This is a genomic window from Rheinheimera riviphila, from assembly GCF_004005945.1.
Classification (GTDB): domain Bacteria; phylum Pseudomonadota; class Gammaproteobacteria; order Enterobacterales; family Alteromonadaceae; genus Pararheinheimera; species Pararheinheimera riviphila.
The window spans coordinates 44,548-65,172 of sequence record NZ_SACS01000002.1 but is presented as its reverse complement, the minus strand read 5'-3'; the positions used below and the strand labels follow the sequence as shown (position 1 = coordinate 65,172).

At 51.0% G+C, this 20,625-nt stretch carries 14 protein-coding genes; 4 read left to right on the top strand and 10 right to left on the bottom strand.

Features of this window, described 5'->3' with window-relative positions; all coding sequences use genetic code 11:
• Positions 1-51: 51 nt before the first annotated feature.
• The 4 genes from infA to trxB form a co-directional block, all read right to left on the bottom strand.
• Positions 52-270 carry a translation initiation factor IF-1 gene (gene infA, locus EOE67_RS02685; RefSeq protein ID WP_068063502.1) on the bottom strand — a complete coding sequence of 73 codons (219 nt, stop codon included), beginning with the start codon at positions 268-270 and terminating at the stop codon, positions 52-54.
• A gap of 99 nt (positions 271-369) precedes the next feature.
• Positions 370-1,080, bottom strand: a complete 711-nt coding sequence (locus tag EOE67_RS02680; RefSeq protein ID WP_240652690.1) for an arginyltransferase — start codon at positions 1,078-1,080, stop codon at positions 370-372.
• Entirely contained in the window at positions 1,077-1,790 is a 714-nt protein-coding gene (gene aat / locus EOE67_RS02675; RefSeq protein ID WP_127697515.1) for a leucyl/phenylalanyl-tRNA--protein transferase, read from the bottom strand. The genes EOE67_RS02680 and aat overlap by 4 nt, the downstream gene beginning before the upstream one ends.
• Before the next feature lie 28 nt (positions 1,791-1,818).
• Positions 1,819-2,775 carry a thioredoxin-disulfide reductase gene (trxB, locus tag EOE67_RS02670; RefSeq protein ID WP_068063495.1) on the bottom strand — a complete coding sequence of 319 codons (957 nt, stop codon included), beginning with the start codon at positions 2,773-2,775 and terminating at the stop codon, positions 1,819-1,821.
• Positions 2,776-3,013: 238 nt separating this feature from the next.
• On the opposite strand from trxB, the gene EOE67_RS02665 reads away from it, so the two are divergent.
• Positions 3,014-6,328, top strand: a complete 3,315-nt coding sequence (locus EOE67_RS02665) for a sensor histidine kinase (RefSeq protein WP_127697514.1) — start codon at positions 3,014-3,016, stop codon at positions 6,326-6,328.
• Positions 6,329-6,365: 37 nt separating this feature from the next.
• Here the strand turns inward: EOE67_RS02665 and trhA are convergent, their stop codons facing one another.
• Complete coding sequence (gene trhA, locus EOE67_RS02660; RefSeq protein WP_127697513.1) at positions 6,366-7,004, bottom strand: PAQR family membrane homeostasis protein TrhA; 639 nt, start codon at positions 7,002-7,004, stop codon at positions 6,366-6,368.
• Positions 7,005-7,136: 132 nt separating this feature from the next.
• On the opposite strand from trhA, the gene EOE67_RS02655 reads away from it, so the two are divergent.
• Positions 7,137-8,480 (top strand): glycosyltransferase, encoded by a 1,344-nt coding sequence (locus EOE67_RS02655; protein WP_206099412.1) that lies wholly within the window; start codon positions 7,137-7,139, stop codon positions 8,478-8,480.
• Positions 8,477-9,247 (top strand): Nif3-like dinuclear metal center hexameric protein, encoded by a 771-nt coding sequence (locus EOE67_RS02650; RefSeq protein WP_127697512.1) that lies wholly within the window; start codon positions 8,477-8,479, stop codon positions 9,245-9,247. The genes EOE67_RS02655 and EOE67_RS02650 overlap by 4 nt, the downstream gene beginning before the upstream one ends.
• 9 nt (positions 9,248-9,256) lie before the next feature.
• Here EOE67_RS02650 and EOE67_RS02645 read toward each other — a convergent pair whose 3' ends face one another.
• On the bottom strand, positions 9,257-10,087 hold the full coding sequence (locus EOE67_RS02645; protein ID WP_164852197.1) for a YdcF family protein: 831 nt from the start codon (positions 10,085-10,087) through the stop codon (positions 9,257-9,259).
• Between the two features lie 19 nt (positions 10,088-10,106).
• Between EOE67_RS02645 and EOE67_RS02640 the strand changes: the two genes are divergently transcribed.
• A complete protein-coding gene (locus EOE67_RS02640; protein WP_127697510.1) occupies positions 10,107-10,880 on the top strand; it encodes a methyltransferase domain-containing protein in 774 nt (257 codons plus the stop codon).
• A gap of 680 nt (positions 10,881-11,560) precedes the next feature.
• On the opposite strand, the gene tamB is transcribed toward EOE67_RS02640, so the two are convergent.
• From tamB to EOE67_RS02620, 4 genes are all read right to left on the bottom strand, one after another.
• Positions 11,561-15,277, bottom strand: a complete 3,717-nt coding sequence (gene tamB, locus EOE67_RS02635) for an autotransporter assembly complex protein TamB (protein ID WP_127697509.1) — start codon at positions 15,275-15,277, stop codon at positions 11,561-11,563.
• Complete coding sequence (gene tamA, locus EOE67_RS02630) at positions 15,274-16,983, bottom strand: autotransporter assembly complex protein TamA (RefSeq protein ID WP_240652689.1); 1,710 nt, start codon at positions 16,981-16,983, stop codon at positions 15,274-15,276. The genes tamB and tamA overlap by 4 nt, the downstream gene beginning before the upstream one ends.
• Before the next feature lie 166 nt (positions 16,984-17,149).
• Entirely contained in the window at positions 17,150-20,047 is a 2,898-nt protein-coding gene (locus tag EOE67_RS02625; RefSeq protein ID WP_240652688.1) for a coiled-coil domain-containing protein, read from the bottom strand.
• Positions 20,040-20,624 carry a condensin complex protein MksE gene (locus tag EOE67_RS02620; RefSeq protein ID WP_240652687.1) on the bottom strand — a complete coding sequence of 195 codons (585 nt, stop codon included), beginning with the start codon at positions 20,622-20,624 and terminating at the stop codon, positions 20,040-20,042. Before EOE67_RS02620 ends, EOE67_RS02625 begins: the two co-directional genes overlap by 8 nt.
• Position 20,625: the final 1 nt, after the last annotated feature.

The following is a 20,625-nucleotide window of genomic DNA, read 5'->3' as shown; positions in this document are numbered from 1 at the left end:
CGTTAGTGCAGCTTAGTTTGTTTTATGCAACAGTGACCAGGCTTTACCCACTTAACGTTGACGGAAGACGATCCGACCCTTGGTCAAATCGTATGGCGTCAGTTCTACAGTGACTTTATCGCCGGTCAGAATACGGATGTAGTTTTTCCGCATTTTACCCGAAATGTGCGCGATAACCACGTGACCATTTTCGAGTTCGACCCGGAACATTGTATTTGGCAAGGTATCCAAAATTGTGCCTTGCATTTCAATCACGTCTTCTTTCGCCATGCAGCGTACGAGCCCCTTTAGAAAAATATGTTTAAACTGGAAAAAAACTGCGCAGATTGTGCCGAAATCACGAGGATAAGTAAAGCAACTCGGGTCTTTTTAATCAAAAGACTGCCAATTACCTGCAATCAGTCGTTGTTGCGGACCAAAATCGGCTTTATATGACATTTTCTGACATTCTAAAATGTAATAGCCGAGGTATAACTGAGCCAATGGCTTGGCTCTAAGGTACTCAAGTGCCGCCAGAATGGCTAACTTCCCAAGTGCTAAATTGCTGTCTGGCTGATAGAAACTATAAACCGCTGACAAGCCATCCGGTAATTGATCAAGGATCATCACGCCAACGAGCTGCTCTTGCTGATATTGCTCCAATACCAGGATATCCAGCCAGTCGCAGTGAAACATCGAGTACAAATGCTCTGGATCCGGCGGATCCATCACACCGCCTGCATGTTTACCCCGGATATATTGCTGATATAAATCAATATATTGCATGCCATCGCCAGCTGGAATGACTCGATAATGCCATTGGGCTTTTTTGGCCTTGTGCAGTAATTTTCGCTGCGAAGTGCTGATCACAAAATGCTCAGCGGCAATTCGCACCGCTTGGCAAGCCTGGCAACTGCTGCAATAAGGCCGGTAGAGCTGTTGGCCGGTGCGACGGAAATTGTAATTCATCAGCTGCTGATAAACGGCCGGGCTCAGTGGTTGGTCGGGTAGGGTAAATACCAGTCGTTCGGACTGCTCTGCTAAATAACTGCAGTGGTGTTCACCGGTAAGACCTAACTGAATTTGTCGTAAATCCATCATTGAAATTCCAGCACAGCCGGTTCCCAGGCCGATGATGGTACAGGCGCATCACGTAATTGCTGCAGCAACTTCAGATACTTGGCTTTCGGTAACGGCTGAACTCCGAGTTGTAGTAAAAACGGATTGGGCATCTGGCAATCAATCCAACCTTCAGAGTAACCAGTAAGTTGTTGTTGCAGCATACAAAGCGCCAGTTTGGCGGTGTTCGGCTCTAGATTAAACATCGATTCACCACAAAACAAACCGCCGACAACTACACCATACAAACCGCCGACCAGCTGATTGTGCCGCCAGACTTCGATACTGTGCGCCAGCCCCGCCTGATGCAAAGCCAGGTAAGCCTGTTGCATGTTGTCGACAATCCAGGTACCCGCCTGATTGCGACGTGGCAGCGCAGCACAATGGGCTATCACTTGTGCAAAAGCTAAATTACGACTGTAGTGAAATTGCTGTTGTTTTTGATATTTGCGCAAGCTGCGATTGAGCTGTAGCTCGCCAGGAGCAAACACGGCGCGGGTGGATGGCGACCACCATAAAAGTGGATCACCATCGCTAAACCAAGGGAAGATACCGCTACGATATGCCTGCTGTAACCTTGGCACCGACAAATCACCGCCCATCGCCAGTAAACCGTCAGGATTTTTCAGCGTCGAGTGTAGCGGCGGAAACCATAAAGGATCCGCCGTTAACTCAGGGAGATAAATAGCCATCGGCCTCCAGGCGTTGCGCGAACGGCAATTATTTGGCCAGAGCGTCCAAATAACGCTCGGCATCAAGCGCTGCCATACAGCCGGTGCCGGCTGAAGTAATGGCCTGACGGTAGATGTGATCTGACACATCACCGGCAGCGAATACCCCTTCGATGCTGGTCTGAGTGGCATTGCCTTCAATGCCGCTTTTCACCATCAGGTAACCGCCTTTCATTTCCAGCTGACCGGCAAAAATGTCGGTATTTGGCTGGTGACCGATAGCGATAAACACGCCTTGCAGTGCCAGTTCTTCATCACTTTCGCCTTTGGTGGAGGTTAAACGCACACCGGTTACGCCCATATCATCGCCCAGAACTTCGTCCAGTTGGCGATGGGTGTGCAGCACGATATTGCCAGTGGCAACTTTGGCATTTAAACGATCGACCAGAATTTTCTCTGCTTTGAAGCTGTCACGGCGGTGAATTAAATGCACTTCAGCAGCGATGTTTGACAGATACAGCGCTTCTTCAACGGCGGTATTACCACCACCAACCACCGCAACTTTTTGATTACGATAGAAAAAACCATCACAAGTTGCGCAAGCTGACACACCACGGCCACTGAATTTTTGTTCAGATTCCAGACCCAGATATTTAGCCGAAGCGCCGGTGGCGATAATCAGCGCATCACAGGTATACACGCCATTGTCGCCGGTCAGGGTAAATGGCCGTTGTTTCAGGTCAACGGTGTGGATATGGTCAAAAATAATCTGGGTATTAAAGGTTTCGGCGTGTTCGCGCATTCGCTCCATCAGCGCCGGGCCAGTCAGACCATGCGGGTCACCTGGCCAGTTTTCGACTTCTGTGGTGGTGGTCAGCTGACCACCTTGCTGCATACCGGTAATTAATACCGGATTTAAATTGGCACGGGCGGCATAGACCGCAGCCGTATAACCGGCAGGGCCAGAGCCCAGAATCATTAAACGGCTGTGTTGTGGATTTGACATAAAAACTCCGGAAGGTCTGCAAAATTAAGTTATTACCCGCTTAGATGGGGCGATTTTATGGGATTGCAACGGTTGGTGAAAGCCAGCGGACGAAATTAATTGTTCAAGCCTGTAAAGCGGGCTTTGCTGTGCTAAGGTGAATCGGGTTGTCCCAAAGTTCTTCGGGTTGGCTCAAAGTTCGGTTGTGCTGCGGCATGTTGGTGCTGACTTGCCGGTTCAGGAAAGACATGCGGAGGTCATGCTGAATTCTCATTTGCCGGGTCTGAATTGGATCCATAAATTGTTTTGTTTGCTGATCACACTGACTTTTTACTCTTCAGTGACATTCGGCTACACCGACTTTAAACGGATTGGTGTTGATGACGGCTTACCCAATGCCACGATTTACAGCGTGGCCCAGGATCAACATGGTTATATCTGGCTGACCTCCACCAACTCCGGTTTATTAAGATACGACGGTTATAATTTTTCCGAATTTCCGCTGCTGACCGCCAGTGAAATGCAACACCTTGGCCATCAGGACGTTGGCGTGTTGCTGATCGATCGTGAAAATAACATCTGGGCGGGTACCTGGGGCTATGGTTTGAGCCGGATTGATGCGCTGACCGGCCAGCTCAGTCGTTATGTCGTCGATAAAAACTCGGATCAGGGCATCGCTGGCATGCAGGTGCAGGCGTTATTTCAGGACCGGGCTGGTTATTTGTGGATTGGTACCACCGGCGGACTGAACCGGCTTAGCCCGGATGGCAAAATGAGCCGCATTGGTGCGGCCAATTCAGCGCAACCGCTCAAGCATCAACGGATCTGGAGTCTGCAGCAAACCGCGGACGGGACTGTCTGGATTGGGACGGCCGAAGGTTTACATTGCTGGCACGAGCAAACTGGTTTGTGCCCAGTGGCATTGCCTTACCCCAATGCGGCGACCGGCAGTCGCGACAACGAAATCCGCGCTTTGACCACCAGCCAAAATACCTTGTGGATTGGCACCCGATTGGGTTTATTCAGCCTCGATGCGACAACCGGCAACATAACCCCGGTGCCGGTAGCGGAGTCGATGACCACGCCTATTATCAATCACTTGCTGTTTGATTCCGATGGCAATTTATTACTCGGCACCTATAACGGTCTGTTTCGTTATAATCCGCAGCAACGAAAGTTTTTGAAGTTCCGCAAACAAGATTCATTGTTACCCACGGTTAATGTGCGTTCGATGTTCATTGACCGCACCGGCGTGTTATGGCTGGGATCCCGCGAAAATGGTTTGTTTTATGCCAGACACAGTGCTTCGGCTTTCTCATCGTTAACATCGTTGTTGCCAGGAGAGCCGGCCGGTGATCTCGGTTTTACGGTGACGGCAGTATTCAGCGAGGGCGATGTGTTGTGGCTCGGTAGCGCAGAATATTTGTACCGAATTGATCGTAAATTAGAAACAATGCAGCGTTATCAGACTTCAGGGCGGGTAAATACCATCCGTCGTGATCCGCAAGGTCAGGTGTTTGCGGCCACCGATGTCGGCTTGTTCCGCTATGACCCGCCGTCTGATGCGCTGCAGCGGATCGATCAGCCTTTTACCTTGGCCAAAGCCAGAAATGACAACGTTCGTGATCTGGTCATTAACGAACAGGGGCAGTTCTGGCTGGGTTTATGGGGCGAAGGCGTGTTGTATTGGGATCCGGCAACGCAGCAGAGCCAGTTATTATTGCGCGAGATGATACAGCAAAAAGTTGGGGATGCCGTGCAGGCACTGTATCAGCAAGGCGATTTTTTGTGGGTCGGCACCCGCTATTCCGGCCTGTTTCAGCTCACCATCAGCTCCGGCGCCATTCGTCATCTCAGTGCGGATCAGGCGTCCGGGCTGGTACTGCCAAGCCAGGATGTGCAATGTGTCGAAAAAGGTCCTGCCGACAGTATTCTGATTTGTACTGAACAAGGTTTGGTGGTGTATCAACCGCAAACCTTAACCCAGCAGCTCTGGGATGGGCGCTCCGGATTGTTAACCCACAATATCGTCGGTGCGCATACCGACGCTGACAGTAACGTCTGGTTGTTGTCGGCTAAAGGTCTGACGCTAAAACCGGCCGGTAGCTCGCGTTTTATCACCTTCACCCGGCAGGATGGGCTGGTGGCAACCGAGTTGGTGTTTAAAGCCATTTTTAATGATCAGAGTGGCAGCATTTACATTGGCACTATTGCCGGTCTTGCCATTGTTGAACCTGAACTATTATGGGTCAACGAATTGCCGCCGACGGTAGCAGTACCCGAAATCTTGATTAATCATCAACCGCTACCGATGCTGGCCCATAGCAATGAATGGCCGAGTATTGTGCTGAAACCAACCGATAGCAGTGTCGAGTTTAAATTTGCCAGCCTTGATTATCATGATGTCAGCCGCAATCAGTTTTTATACCGGCTGCGTGGTTTTGACAGTGACTGGATTTTGCAATCCGATAAACGCGCCGCCTATTATTCAAATTTACCGGCTGGCGACTATGTGCTGGAAGTGAAAGGCTCTAACAATCACGGTTTGTTTAGCGATAAAACCGTTGAAATTCAGCTGCAGGTGCTGCCGTCCTGGTGGCAATACCGCACCGTCCAGGTGTTGGTGGGTATTGTAACCTTGCTGCTGATTTTAGCCGGACATCAATACCGCTTGCGGCATGTGCGGCAAATCAATCGGTTATTGCAGAACTCGGTGCAGGAGCGTTCAAAAGCACAGTTGATCCTCGAAACCAAAGTCGCTGAGCGCACCAGCGCGCTGGAGGAAAGTTCGTTAACGCTGTCGCTGCGTAGTAAACAATTAGAAAAAAGTCTGCAGGAAGTGGCCAAAGCCAACCGTGAGCTAAAACGGCTCGACAAGCTCAAAGATGAGTTTATTTCGGTGGTATCGCATGAACTGCGCACGCCGCTCACCTCTATTCGGGGTGCTGTTGGCTTGATAGCTCAGCGGGTGGTGGAGCCGGGATCGGATCCCTATCAGTTGTTAATTCAAACGGCAGTCAATAATTGCGAAAGGTTATCAAGCATCATCAACGATTTATTGGATGTGCAGAAATTTGAAGCCGGTAAGTTTGTGCTGCAATTAAAGCCGGTGGATTTGGTCGATTTAGTGCAGCAGGCGATCAGCGCCAGCAATGCTTATGCCCATAAATACCAGGTCAGTGTGACGTTACAAGCCGATTTAGCAACGCCACTGACGGTGAATGTCGATGCATTGCGCATTCGGCAGGTGGTGGATAATTTATTGTCCAACGCTATTAAATTCTCGCATCAGGGCGGCGCGGTGTTGGTTGAACTTTGCGGCGATGAGCTGCAGGTTAAAGTCGCAATCACCGATCAGGGCGTCGGTATTCCGGAATCCTTTCATACGCGGGTGTTTGATAAATTTAGTCAGGCCGACGCGTCCGATAGCCGTACTCAGGAAGGCACCGGTCTTGGCCTGACCATTTGTAAAAAGATTATTGAAAGCCATCAAGGGCAGATTGGATTTGTCAGCCAGGAACAGCAGGGCAGCTGCTTTTGGGTGACGTTGCCCAGACTACAGAGTTTGACCTGAATTGGTTTTTTAAAGCGGCCAAGCCGGTCATCGCAGGTCATAGCACGTAAAAGTAAATCGACACAAAGTGACAAACACTGCCGGCGACCACCCACAGATGCCAAATGACATGATGCAAAAACAACGAATGCCAGAGATAAAAAATCACCCCAAATGAATAACACAAACCGCCGGCCAGTAACCACCACAAGCCTTCGGCCGGCACCGTTTGCATCAGCGGATTCGCGGCCACTAACGCCAGCCAGCCCATCACCAGATACAGCACCAGACTGAGTTTTTGAAATTTAAGATGGGCGACAAATTCCAGCAACACACCGATGATGGCCACGCTCCAAACCACGGCAACCAGCCAGAAACCCCAGCTGTCGCGCATGCTAATCAGCGTAAATGGCGTATAACTGCCGGCAATCAGCACGTAGATGGCTGCGTGATCCAGTTTTCGCCAGAGCGCTTTTCGTTCAGGGTGCTGACTGCCGTGATAACAGCTTGATGACAGGTACAATAAAAATAAACTCAGACCAAAGGCCAGACTGGCAAACAGCGCTTGTCCACCAAGATGCCAGCTTTTGGCGACCAATAAACCACAACCGACTAAGCTCAGTACTGCAGCTGCGGCGTGACTGAGACAATGCAGCTGTTCTTCGGTGGCGTGATAGTTTTTTTCTTTGGAACTCATGGTGGGCTCATAGGCGCTGGATGAAACTCATCATACCACTGTTGGCAGTCTGGCTGCCAAGGTCTGTTTGGCGTGCGGCAAAAGCCAAGGTAGAATGCGCCGGAACTGGCCATTGAGTAGGGTACTCAACATATGTTATTAGTAGTACTGGGTTACGTCTGGCCGGAGCCAGATTCTTCCGCAGCCGGACGACGGATGCTGAGTTTGTTGCAGCTGTATCGGCAACAAGGTTGGCGGATTATTTTTGCCAGTCCAGCCGAGCAGGGCCCGCATCGTTTTGAATTAGCGCAATGGCAGATTGAAGAAAAAAAAATTCCTCTAAACGATGATGCTTTTGATCAGTGGCTTGGCGAAATGCAGCCGGATGTGGTGCTGTTTGACCGTTTTATGCTGGAAGAGCAATTTGGCTGGCGGGTCGAAGCCGCGTGTCCGCACGCGCTGCGGTTACTCGACAGTGAAGATTTACATTGCCTGCGTCAGGCACGCCAGCAAGCCTATGCGGCGAAACGTTCGTTACAGCAAGCTGATTTATTCAGTGAAATGGCACAGCGTGAAATCGCGGCTATTTTGCGCTGTGATTTAACCTTTACCATCTCGCGCGCTGAAATGGCGTTGTTAACCGAGCAATTTCAGGTACCTGTCAGCCAACTGTTGTATTGTCCGTTTTTACTCGACGAGCCATTGCTGGCGCCTGGTGCTGACTTTAGCGAGCGCCGGCATTTTATCAGCATCGGTAATTTCCGGCATGAACCGAACTGGCAAAGTGTGTTGTGGTTAAAACAACAGATTTGGCCGCTCATTCGGGCTCAGTTACCTGGTGTCGAGTTGCATATTTACGGCGCTTATCCACCACCCAAAGCCACGGCACTCCACGCACCGAAACAAGGTTTTTTGATGAAAGGCTGGGCTGAAAACGCCCATCAGGTGTTACAACAAGCCAGGGTTTGTCTGGCGCCTTTGCAGTTTGGTGCTGGCCTGAAAGGCAAATTCATCGACGCGATGCAAACCGGCACGCCCAGTGTGACCACCGCTATTGGCGCTGAGGGGATGTGTGCGGTAGAGGCGCGTGCTGACGAGACCGCTTCTGGCTACGTGCTGACGGCCGCAGGCTCTGCGTTGGCTACTGCCAGCTCTGATCAATGGGCCGGGCTATTGGCCGAACAGCCGGAAGATATTGCAGCAGCGGCGGTGCAGTTGTATCAGGACGAGCAGCTTTGGCTTACCAAGCAACAGCTTGGTTATCAGATTTTGCAGCAAAATTTTGCCCGTTCAGTGCTCGAACCCGCGATCTGGCAGCAACTGGAAACCGTGCGCTTGCAGCTGGATACACATCGGGCGCAGCATTTTTATGGTGCCATGCTCAGATTTCATCATCACCGCAGCACCCGTTTTATGGGGCAGTGGATTGAAGCCAAAACCAAACTGGCGGCACTGCGACAGCAGATCGCCAATCCAGTATCGAAGGAGTCCACATGACCCAAGCACAGATCAGCCTCAGCGCCCTGGTGCAATTACTGAATACCGAACTAGCCAGCGCGACCATCAAAGATTATTGCCCAAATGGTTTGCAGGTTGAAGGTAAAACCCAAATCAAAAAAGTGGTGACGGGCGTGACTGCCTGCCAAAAATTACTGGACGCGGCCATTGCCGTGAATGCCGATGCGATTCTGGTGCATCACGGTTATTTCTGGAAAGGCGAAGCCAGCGAAATTACCTGCATGAAAAAACGCCGTCTGCAAAGCTTGCTGCGTCATGACATCAGCTTGCTGGCCTATCATTTGCCGCTGGATGTGCATGCAACTCTTGGCAATAACGCGCAGCTGGGTAAATTGTTGGGTTTAGGCAATATTCGGGCGCTTATGACGGTGGAGCCACGTGGCGTGGTGATGTTGGGCGATGTGGCGGCGCCAGTGAATGCTGCGGAAATTGCCGCGCAACTAAAGCAGTTGCTGGGGCGGGAACCCTTGTTACATGCTGCGGGGGCAGCCAAAGTGAAAACGCTGGCCTGGTGCAGTGGTGGCGGTCAGGGTTATATTCAGGCTGCTGCCGATGCCGGTGCTGATTTATTCTTCAGCGGTGAAGTGTCCGAGCAAACCATTCACTGTGCCGACGAGCTGGGCATCCATTTTATCGCAGCCGGTCATCATGCGACTGAACGGTATGGTATTCAGGCGCTGGGGCAGTGGCTGGCGGCACAAACCGGGATTGAAGTTTGTTTTATTGATGTACCCAATCCGGCGTGAGCTTGATTCTTATGAACGCGCTGACATGCAGCCGACTGCCGTTGTTGGTGCAGTATTGTGATCAGTCATTCGCTGAATATATTGTTGCACCAGCCCCATATATTCGTAAAAGACATAACTGAGCGCATGTAGACTTTGCGCCGATGGCAGCCAGCCTTGCCAGCCGATATCGCCGGTCAGACGTCGCACATAAAAGTCAGTGGGGGCCGCAATCACCCGGCCGCCATAATGCGCAAACCAATTGCAGGTCCGCGGCATATGCATGGCTGAAGTGACTACCACCGCTGGCTGTTGATCGATGGCGGCAATAAAAGACTGCACTTCGCCCTTTGTATTACTGGCCTCGCTGTGACTGACAATTTTCGCTGGTGCAACGCCCATGGCAATGGCATATTGCCGGGCAAATTCGGTATGGGATTGGCTGCGTTCCGCGATATGACCACTGACATGCAGCACCGCTTCTGGATACAGATGCCAAAGCCGGATGCCTTCGCTTAACCTGGCCAAAGTACAAGGTTCAGCTTTGCTGGTCAGGGGTAAAAAGCTGCTGTCCTGATGATTGCAGCCGAGTACCAGAATATGTGCCAGCGCTGGCTTGGCTGATGTTGTTGCTGCCGATGTTGTTGATGAAGCGGCAGCAAAAGCCGGGTAGGCCAGTTCCAGCGGTTTGGCCAATTGGTCTACGACAGGCTTGGTGCAAAATAGCCAAAATAATAGGAAAGTGACAGTTGCTGCGCGTGGAAGCCGTCGCTGCGCTCGCCACTGCTGTAGCACGGTAAATAGCAGCAACGCCCAGATGATCATCACCGGCGTCAATAACAGTTTGACAGGAAATTCCATAACTTTATGACTAAAACCTATGACTAAAAAGCAGACTGACCGCAATTTTGACAGCATCGCCGCCAAATTCCAGCAGAATATTTATCAGACCACCAAAGGCCGCTTGCGCCAGTTGGTGCTGCAACGTGATCTTGCTGAATTTGCGCCATTAGCGACGCCAACGCAAATTCTGGATGTAGGGGCAGGGCAAGGCCAACTTGCTTTGTGGCTGGCGGCGCGTGGCCATCAGGTGCGGCTGACTGATTTGTCGCTGGAAATGCTGCAAATGGCGCAAGCTCAGGCCGCCGAACAAGGGCTTTCGGCACAAGTTAGTTTCGCCAATCTGGGTTTGCAGCAGCTCGTGCCGGAGCAACAACAATATCCGGTAGTGCTTTGCCATGCGGTGCTGGAATGGCTGGCCGATCCAAAGGCCGCTATTGCCGATTTATACCAGCTGGTGGCGCCAGGCGGCGCGTTATCGCTGATGTTCTATAACGTCGACGCCAAGCGTTTTTCCAATATTGTGTATGGCAATTTTAACTACGTGCTGCGCGATTTAGCCTACAAAAAGAAAGTCAGTTTAAGCCCGCAACAACCCCTGAACCCGCTTGACGTGGTGGCTTGGTGCCAGCAGCAAGGCTTTACCTTGCACAGTAAAACCGGCGTGCGCTGTTTTCACGATTACCTGCGTGACCGTTCCGAGCAGGAATCGGAGTTTGATAAGTTACTGGAAGTTGAACTGAAGTACAACCGCACCGAACCTTATGCGTCATTGGGGCGGTATCAACATTTGTTGTTATTGAAGCCGTTGTGATGCTGGTGTTTTGCTATGCGTTGGTTGTCAGCCGTTACCAGCGGCACGGGTCACAGCAACACAGACCCGCCGTGAATACGTCCCTGTAGGCTCGGCTGCGGCTCCATGCCGCAGACGGTCTGCTTATGCTGCCACCCGGCCGCTGGCACTATTGCGAAATGAACGATATTGTTGTGCGATTAGCGGACAAAGTGAGCTGGATTTACTGTTTGACGAGATTAAAGGTTAACTCGCATTCGCATCATCAGTTTTCGCAAAGCGAACAACCGAGAGGTAATTGAATATGAACAATCAACCGCTACCCGATACTGACAACCCGCAGTGGACGCCGACAGATGTGCAGCAGTCCTCTACTTTTGATGCGTTGCCCGCTACATTGCGTGAAACATTGTCAAATCGTCGACGTGGACCGCAGAAAGAGCCGTTGAAGTGACTTTTAGCTGTGGGAAGTTAAGGGGCCGCTGGCTTATTCAAGCCGGTTATTCCAAATGTAGGGGATACGTGCTGCGCCATCCACCGCTGTAACGACAATGCAAGCCGAACACCTGTCGGATGGCACGCTTCGCGTTTATCCGACCTACGTTTTTATATTTAAAACAAAGTGTTACTTTCACGGTAGGGTGGATAAGCGAAGCGCCAACGCACATGCTTTTATATGAACGGTTGGCGGCATACCAACCTCAATCAAACTCCACCTGATACAACAAATCCACCGAATCATTCAAACCACTCACCGCTTCTAAAAACAACTTGCGCGCCAGCCGATAGCGCAGGGTGAATTCGCCGACCTGGTTAAAAATACCGACGCCATATTTGAGTTGTAGTTTGGGTGACAAATAACCGCTGACCATCACTTTGGAGCTGTCGCCGCTGCCGGCGGTGTCAAGGCTGAGTTCGCGCAGGCCGAACACTTCGCCGAGCTGGCCGACTAATTTGCCGCTGCTGGCGATGCCGATGCCGATGAGGCTAGTGGTGACGGATTTATCAGAGCTGCTGCTGGTTAAATCGCGGCCTAACAGTAAATAAGCCAGGGCGTTGGCTTGTGGTTTGGCTGGGGTGGAGAACACTTTAATCACCGGATTATCGGTGAGACCGTCGACCTGAATACCGGCAATCACGCCATCTTCGGTTTTTTCTGGGTTGCGAATGGCTTCAATCGCCATCAGTGGTTGATCGGCGGGGCCGTTAAAGGTGAGTTTGCCTTTGCGCAGTTGCAGATCCTGGCCATAAGCGCGGAAAGTACCGTCGCGTAGCGCGACTTGGCCATGAATGGTTGGCACCAAACCTTGTTGGCGAATACGTAGCACACCTTCTAATTTGGTTTTAAGGCCAAAAGCGGCCAGTCGTACGTTTTCGCCGAGCGTTAACCGCACGTCGGAGCTCAGTTTCCACGGCGGTAACCCAGAGCTGTCGATGATGGCGGCGGTGCGGATCACTTCATCGTCCGAGACCCGAATGGCGTTTTCCGGCAAAGCATCGACTTCCATGTTGCCGTTTTCCAGTAACACTTCGCCACTCAAAAGGCCACCTTGTTGCTCGGCGCTGAATAATAAATCGGGGCTGAAGCTAAAACTGGCGTTGGGTAGATGCAATTTCAGTTTTTGCCCGGACAGTTGCACGCTGCCAAACCAGCCGTTCGCGACCTGCCAGTCGGCGTCGCCGCTGATATTTAACGGCCCGTCCGGGGTGCGCAGGGCGCCGGATAACAAGGCTTTGCGATCAGCAAAGGCCAGCGTTAAGCTCGATTCACTAATTTCCATCGGTGCCTGGCGGCCATTTAAGCTGAGGTTTTCCAGCTGAATTTGGCCTTGCAATAATGGATTAGCAAGAGCACCGCTGGCGCGGACATCGCCGTTTAGTACTGCACTGAACTGACTGAATTCACTGAAAATTGGCTGTAAAAAGGCTAAATCAAATTGTTTTAACTGCAGTCTGGCATCTAGTTGTTTATCCGGCGTATCAAGCGCAGTCAGGCCAAATTGTAGGCTGGCGGCCTGGTCATCGACAAACTTAAATTGCAGCTTGGCACTCAGCTGCTGCGGATTCAGACTCGCCTCAATCAGCAATTGCTGCCAGGGGATCTGCAGCAAAGACGTGCTTTGATATTCTATCTTACCGGCACCGCCTTGTAATTGCAGCTGCGCCGTGGGTAACTGGCCTTGTTGCCAGTTGACCTTGATATCACCATCGATGGCGCCGCTGAGGCTTTGTTCGTCGGCCAACAGCGGATTGACTGATGCCAGTTCAAAGTTACTCAGTGCCAGCTGTAACTGACCTTTTTTCAGTGACACGTCTTGCAACGGCTGCATACAAAGCCCTGCGGCTTGGTCTTCCAGGCAAAATGCGCTGAGCGACAACTGCTGTTTGGCCAGTGACCAACTACTTTGGGTTGGCTGATTGAGCTGCCAGTCACCTAAATCTGATTTTAATCGTAATTCCTGCCACTGCGCCTGCCAGCTGTCGGCTTTTAGTTGGCCGGTCATCGCCAGCGCGGCGTGCAGTTGATGGCTATCGAGCAGCAGATGGCTGTCATGCTGCAGCCGGTTGCCACTAAGCTGCCAATCCAGTTGCTGCAATTGCAAGCCTGGCGCCTGACCTTGTTTGGCGACGAGCGACATACTGCTGGCTTTTTTGCCCCAATCGACAATTTTTGCTTTCAGTTCAATGCTACTGAGTGCGTAATCATCCTGATAATTCAAATTGCTACCGGTAAGGAGCAAGGCCAGATCCGGCTCCGCCGCCGGGCCACTGACATTAATTTCACCCACAATTTTACCTTCACTTTGGGATACTGAAGCTGCGAGATCGTTGATATTCACCTTTACCGCTAACTGCCATTGTTGTTCCAGGCCGCCGCTGACACTCAGTTGGTTTGGGCCATGGCTTAACAGCAGTTGTTCAGTATTGAGCCGCCAATGGTCGGTCTGCTGGCTGGCCTTGAAGCCACCTGTTAGCTGCAACGGTAAGTCGCGAATGTTGCCGGTGATATCTAAACCACCGATGTCCAGCGCCAGCTCTGGCTGCAAACCAACTGCCAGATAAAAACTGCCGCTAAATTCACCGGCATAATCGGTCCAATACAGGCCGGGTTGAATGGTTTTTAGCTGCCATTGACTGTTGAGCTGTTGTTGCTGCAGATCATAAAGCCCTTTGACGATCGCACTGCCATTGAGGGTCTGAATTTGCAGTTCATCCAGCAATAATTGTTTTGCCGGGGGTTGATAAACGCCGCGTAATTGCAGGGTGCTATTGGGTAAATCTGGCAGTGTGGCTTTTAAGCCGCCGCTAAATTGTTGGTGATCCAAGCTGCCTTCTACGTCCAGTAACACACTGCTGGCGTGATAAGTGGCACTGCCGTCCTCGACCAATGGCCAGTGCAGGGCATCTGCTTTGAGCTGCAGGCTAAATGGCAATTGTGGCTGGGTGAGGTTAAGCGTCGCATTGACGCTGGCTTGCTGCTGGCCTGCTAGCTGTAAATGCAACAGCAGTTTGTCTAGCGGACCGCTGAGGGTTCCGTTGAAGTTTTGGTTTGGCACCAACTCTGGCAGTTCTGCGCTAAAGTCGCCGCTCAGTGAACCTGTAGCATCTTGCTGCCAGTCCAGTTTGGCATTGGCTTTCACTGCTGGTGCGGTGGCGATCAATTCGCTCAGCTGTAATTGCCAACGCTGTTGTTGCAAAATCGCTGACATTTTCAGCGTTTTAAGCTGCAATGCTGGCTGTTCGGGCTCTGCGCCAGTTTGTTGCAGGCTGACATCATCAAGCTGCAACGTGCTAAGGTCGATAGCAATTGGCAATTTCAACGTGGTTAAATCTGGCAGCCGAAATGGCGCGTCGTCGGTCGGAGCTTCGGCGCTGCTGACCAGCTGCACCCCTTGAATCTGCGTTGCGGCCAACGTCAGGTGCTGGTCGGCAAAACGTCCGCCACTTTGTAAACTGGTGATCTGGCCTTGCAGTGAGGGTAGGTTAAAACTGAAATCGTTGCTGGTCAGCGCATCCACCCGCAGCGACCAGAGTGGGCTGGTTTGTGCGGCTACATCAGTTGCATCAGGAGTGGCGGTCGATGGTTCAGCCGCTGCCAATATTTCCAAGTTAGTACTGGTTAAAGTCAGATAATCCAAGCACAACATACGGCCGCTGAAACATCGCCAATCCAGTCGGGTTTCCAGCCGCTGAATGCTGATTTTAGCGGTGTCGTTTTTGTACTCCAGCTGTTCAAACACCGCGCCACGCCAAAGATCGCCGCTGACCGCTGCAAAATGCAAACCGCTGACAAATTGCGGCAATATCAAGCGAGCCAGTTGCAAACTTAAATTAGTACCGGCAATCGCCAGCACCACCAAAATCAACATCAGCAGCGTTAACAGGGTGCTTTTCAGCCAATACCAGCGCACACTCATAATTCGGGCCCTAAAGTAAAATGCAGCCGCAAGCCACTGTGTTGATCGCTGTTGACCGGATAAGCCAAATCGATGCGTAACGGGCCAATCGGTGAAGCCCAGCGCGCGCCAATGCCAACGCTGTGTTGCCAATCCGGGCGGACATTCCAGGCACTGCCGTGATCGGTGAACAGTGCCAGCCACCAGTCGCCTTTGATCCGATATTGATACTCCAGATTGGCTGTCGCCAGACGAGTACCGCCGATCAATAAATCATCCGCGTCAACTGGCGACACTTCCTGATAGGCAAAGCCCCGTAAGCTATTATCGCCACCGGCAAAAAAACGTAAAGACGGTGGAATATTCAATACTTGCTCTTGCAGAATGACCCCGCCATCCAGCCGTACCAACCAGCGTTGGTCTACAGACCAGCTGCCAATCCAGCCAACACGGCCCCGTAACCGGACAAAGTCGGTATCGGACGCCAGCGCTTTGTTGGCCACTTCCATCGACAAAGAGTAGAAGTCGGCTGTTTCCGGCATATTACCGCCACTGTTAGTCCCGCGGCTGAAACTTAAACCCGGCAACAGCAACGTCGACTGATCATCCTGACTGCCCTGCACATAGTTTTCGTATAAAGCGCGGACCGATGCCGTGCGGTTCCAGCCACTTTTCAGTAGCCAATTGCGCTCGGCGACCAGGTTAATTTCCTGACTGTCGGTATCCAGATCGTCCAGCTTGGTGTAGCGAAAGGTAAACTGATAATAATCATTGCTGACATTACGAAGTGGCATTTTGTAGCGGGTTTCCAGCTTCTGCTCCGGGTTCGACAACGCCAATTCGCTGGATAAACTATGGCCGCGATCATTGAGCCAGGGTTTGTCCCACTTGCCTTTAATGCGCGCGCCTTTATCGGTGGTGTAACTGGCATAACCAATACCGGCTTCAACAATATTGCGCATTGAAGGCGCCAGTTCCACCCGTAGTGGCAACACCCCGTCTTTGCGGTTTTCGACATCGGCTTCAAGGTTAATGCTACTAAACCAGTTCGTAGTGCTGAGCGCCTGACTGAGCTCGCCCAGCAAGCGCGCGGAATAATGGTCACCTTTACGAAAGGTCAATAACGAGCGTAAGCGGGCACTATTAATTTGGCTGCCGTGAAAGGTGATATCGCCAAATTTGTAGCGCACGCCACTATTAAAAAACAATTTCACCGTACCACGACGATCACCTGGGGTGACGACGAGCTCAGTGCGTTCAAATTTGGCGTCAAAAAAGCCTTTGCGGTTGGCCAGGCTTAACAGCTCGCTTTTATAGTTTTCGTATTTGCCGTGATGCAGCCGTTCGCCTTTTTTCGGCGCGGCGTTTTTCAGCAGTTGCAGAAATTGGGTATCGTTGGCGGCACCACCGAGAATGCGGATGTCGTTGATATCAATGTAAACATATTTATTGGCGGTAATTTTGGCGTGTAAGATATAGTCTTTGCCCTTGTGCTGGTCTTCAAAATCAACCACCACCTGATAATAACCAAGGCCACGCAGCGCCAGTTTGATATCGCGATTGACCCGGTTTTTAAAGCGTGCCGACGGATTAATTTCGCTGGCAGCAATCGACAACAAATAAAGTTCGATATTTTGCTTACGCTCGCCGGTAACACCGGAAAGTTCGATGCGATTGGCGGCATGGGCCGCTGCGGGCAATAACGCTACCAGTGATAAAAGCAGCAATAACAACCCGTACCAGCGCTTTGATAAAGCAGAAAAAATAATAATCACTCCCTGTGACTGCAGAAAAGGGGGCAGCTGTGGCTGCAGATATAAAATCAGGCTCAACTCAGAACGAGTATGAGCCTGAAAGTTCCGGTACTGCAATCATCCAACCCGATTTAACACCTTATACAACAGGTGTTTCGTCGTTTGTGGCTTCAGCAGCTGCTGCTTCAGTCGATTTGGCATCAACCGCTGCCACTTCAGCCTGCAGAATTTGATCCAGCTGACTAATTTGTTCACAGATGATCCAGTCTTTTTCATCAACCCAGTTCTGGGCGCCGTTTTTTACCGTGCGGATAGGGACGATATAACGACAGCTGGTTTGCGGTTTCACCGAGGCGAAAATTGGCACAAAACCAAAATTCAGCGCCGTTTCAATCAACGCCTGCTGGTTATGCGGGTCGATGTCGGCGGCTTCGTCGATATAAATCGGGATCCGGTATTTGCCGCGTTCCCGCTCTGCCAGCAGCTGGCGGATAAATAACATACCGCACAATAACTTAATGGTGATCCGGGTACCGTTCGAACCCGCGGAGTCAATTTTATCAAAATACTCGACATCACCGGCACGATTGACCACTTTAAACCGGATATCGAATAAATCGGATAAGGTCAGACCGGCTTTGTCGCTGGCCGCCTGAATTAAATAATCTTTGGCGGCGTTAATTTCGCGCTCGTCGGTGGTGACCCCAGGCGCTAATAAATCTAAGGTGTCACCTTGCTGATACGCGTCAGAAGTAGTCAGGATGGTATCGATATGGCCGACCAGCAGTTTGCGATCAACAATTTCGATTTTAAAATCTTGCAGATTAGAAATCTGATGGCGCCAAATGCCGCGGTTAAAGCTGTTGAGCTCGCGATGTAGCCGGTCTAAATCCGAGCGCAGGCCTTTGAGCGTAGACGCGACTTCGGTTAAAGCAACGCGGGCACGGCGTTCAATGGCTTCCCGTTCTTTATCCAGGTGGTGGAACGCCTGAATAAGCTTCTGATACTTGGCGTCTTCGTCAGTTTCAGCTTCAAACTTGCTGATGCCAGCGTTAAAAATAAACAAATAGGTATTTTTAACGTTGATTTCTAACAGTTTCAGTTCCTGACAATGTTTATTGTAGGAGCGTAACTCGTCAGCCAGATTGTCATATTCCAGTGTAATTTCAATCGGGTAGGGCGTCACGCGGCCGCTGTAGAAATCGAGCTGGAAATCAATCCGTTCTTTTTTCTCGTGTTCGATGCGCTCAAGTTGGCGTTTTAGCTGATCTTGTTTGTTGGTGACCAGGTTGCGCCGATCCGACAAACTGCTGGCTTTGTGCTGCACTTCTGAAAGCTGCTCGTGCAGAATTTCTTCTTCCCGGTCCAGCTCGTCGACCAGCTCTTGTTGCTGATCACGCAGTTCCCGCATTTGTTCATAACGGGCAAACCGTTTTAAATCTTCTTCCGCTTGCAGCATATCGGCGTATAACCGCTCTTTTTCGCGGGTTTTACCCGCTAAGTCCTGCGCCACTTCTTCTTGTTGTTCTAAAGTTGCCAGGGTCAGTTGCAGCGCTTCGATTTGCTCTTTTAACTGAATTTTGCCTTCAACGCCGGTCATATCCGGTGCAGACAAATGCGCTAAGTCAATCACTGCGCCTTTGAGGTGCAATTTGCCCTGGCGGAAACAATCGGCAAGGGCTGACAACTGTTCGCCAAAAGCGTCGTCATCGGTAATGTGCACATCGCCGCCGGTCGCTGTTGATAACGACAATAAATCCGGGTTCAGCGCTTTAATCAGCTGCTGCACTTCCGGCAACGACAAATCTTCACGTAAGCGCGAATAAAGGTTGTACTCGAGGTTTTTCAGCTGCAACTTTAAGCTTTTCAGCTGTTTTTGCGTCTGCGCCTGTTGATGCGCCAGCGTCACCGGATTGAGGTTGGCCGCACCTTGCAGGCTGTGGCTGAGTGATTCATAACTCTGGCGGATGTTGGCCAGATTCGACTGCAAAGTCGCCAAATTGGTCAGGCCAAACCGCTGCGCCAGCGTATCGTGCTCAGTAAACCACTGTTGTAGTTCCAGTTTACGTCCGGACAATTCTTTGATTTGGCCAACGTACAAACGTTGTTTATCTTCGAGCTGACTTTTTTCGCGGTGCAGCTCTTCTAAATTACCAGCCAGTTCTGCTTGTTGATCGTCCAGGTAACTTTGAAATTCGACTAAAGCGCGGTCGAGTTTTGGCGCGTACGCAGCCAAACGACCTTTGAGTACCGAGCGGTTGTCGATTAAATTTTCTAAGGCTTCCACCGCTTGTTGTTGATTTTCCAGCGCTTTTAGTTCACGCCGATCGCGGTTTACTTTTTCAAACGCATTGTGCCAGACGGTATAAAAATCGACTTTCGGGTCGCTGAGATGCCGGGCAAATACCGGCAGCAACAAACGTTTGACGTCCTGCGCCGTCAGTCGGTGCAGGTTTAGAATACGGCGGAAAATGTCTTTGTAGACCGGCGCATCGCTGACGTTCGTCAGCGGGATCATCCGCAGGTTAATTTTGCTGTCATAAGGCGTAGCGCCGCCGGTCAGCATTGAGTTGAGCTCAGAAGGTTTCAGTTCCAGCGGATCAAAGCCGAGTTGGCGTAAATGATGATCCAGCTTGTTGTATTTGATAATGCTGTTATTGACCAGGCCGTGATTAACTAAGTAATGATCAAGGTTCAGTTTGCCGTTGTAGCAAAAATACTGGTACTGATAACCGGCAATTTTACCCAGGCCAGCCACGCCAATCACCACCGGGCCGTTTGGTAGATTCGCTTCTAGCAGAATGTAACTTTGGTCGGTGCCAAAATAAAATTTACGGGTTTCGTCCAGGTCGTGGCCATCCCATTCGGTCAGCCGTAAATCGTTGATCAGCGGAAACTGCAGCGCGTTAATCACCGAGCTTTTACCGGTATTGTTGGGCGCACAAATGGAGGCGGAGTTATCCAGCGGAATGACACATTTGGCGTAGCCGGCGGTGTTTAAAAGGGCCAGCTTGGTTAAGCCGTATAACTCAGACATCGGCTTGCTCCTGGTTTGAGGTAAATGATGATGTTGAAGATTCACCCGGGAATTCAGCAAGTTGATCCACGGCCATTAATGCATCGAGGTAACGATACACCGGCGACAACAATTTAAAATGCTCGCCCTGCGCTTTGGCAAAACCGTAACGCAACATCCGGTTCATCACCTCGCGTTTTAAGTCAGTAGCGGAAAACACTTCCAATTGCTCAAACAAATGGTATTGCTGCTGCAAAATGCTAGCGAGGATCTCGTGGCTGATTTCCACTTCAAATAACGCACGTAGTGGATCCTGGCCTTGATCGGCGAAAAACTCGACCAACGCATAAGTGGTCAGCGCAAATAACCGTGAAATTTTACCCATATTGACGGTGGCGTCATCCACATCAAAATGAAAATAACCACGGCTGTCGCGTTTGAGTTGATTGCCAAGCGCAGTAAACAGCGCGCTGTAGGCTTCTTCGTTGGTATCGAGCTCTTGCCAGAGGGCAAAATCCTGCTCGCTGACATGATAACCGGTGCTGAGTTTCTTATGAATTTCAGCCAGTTGGGTTAATTGTTCCAATTCAATCTGCATG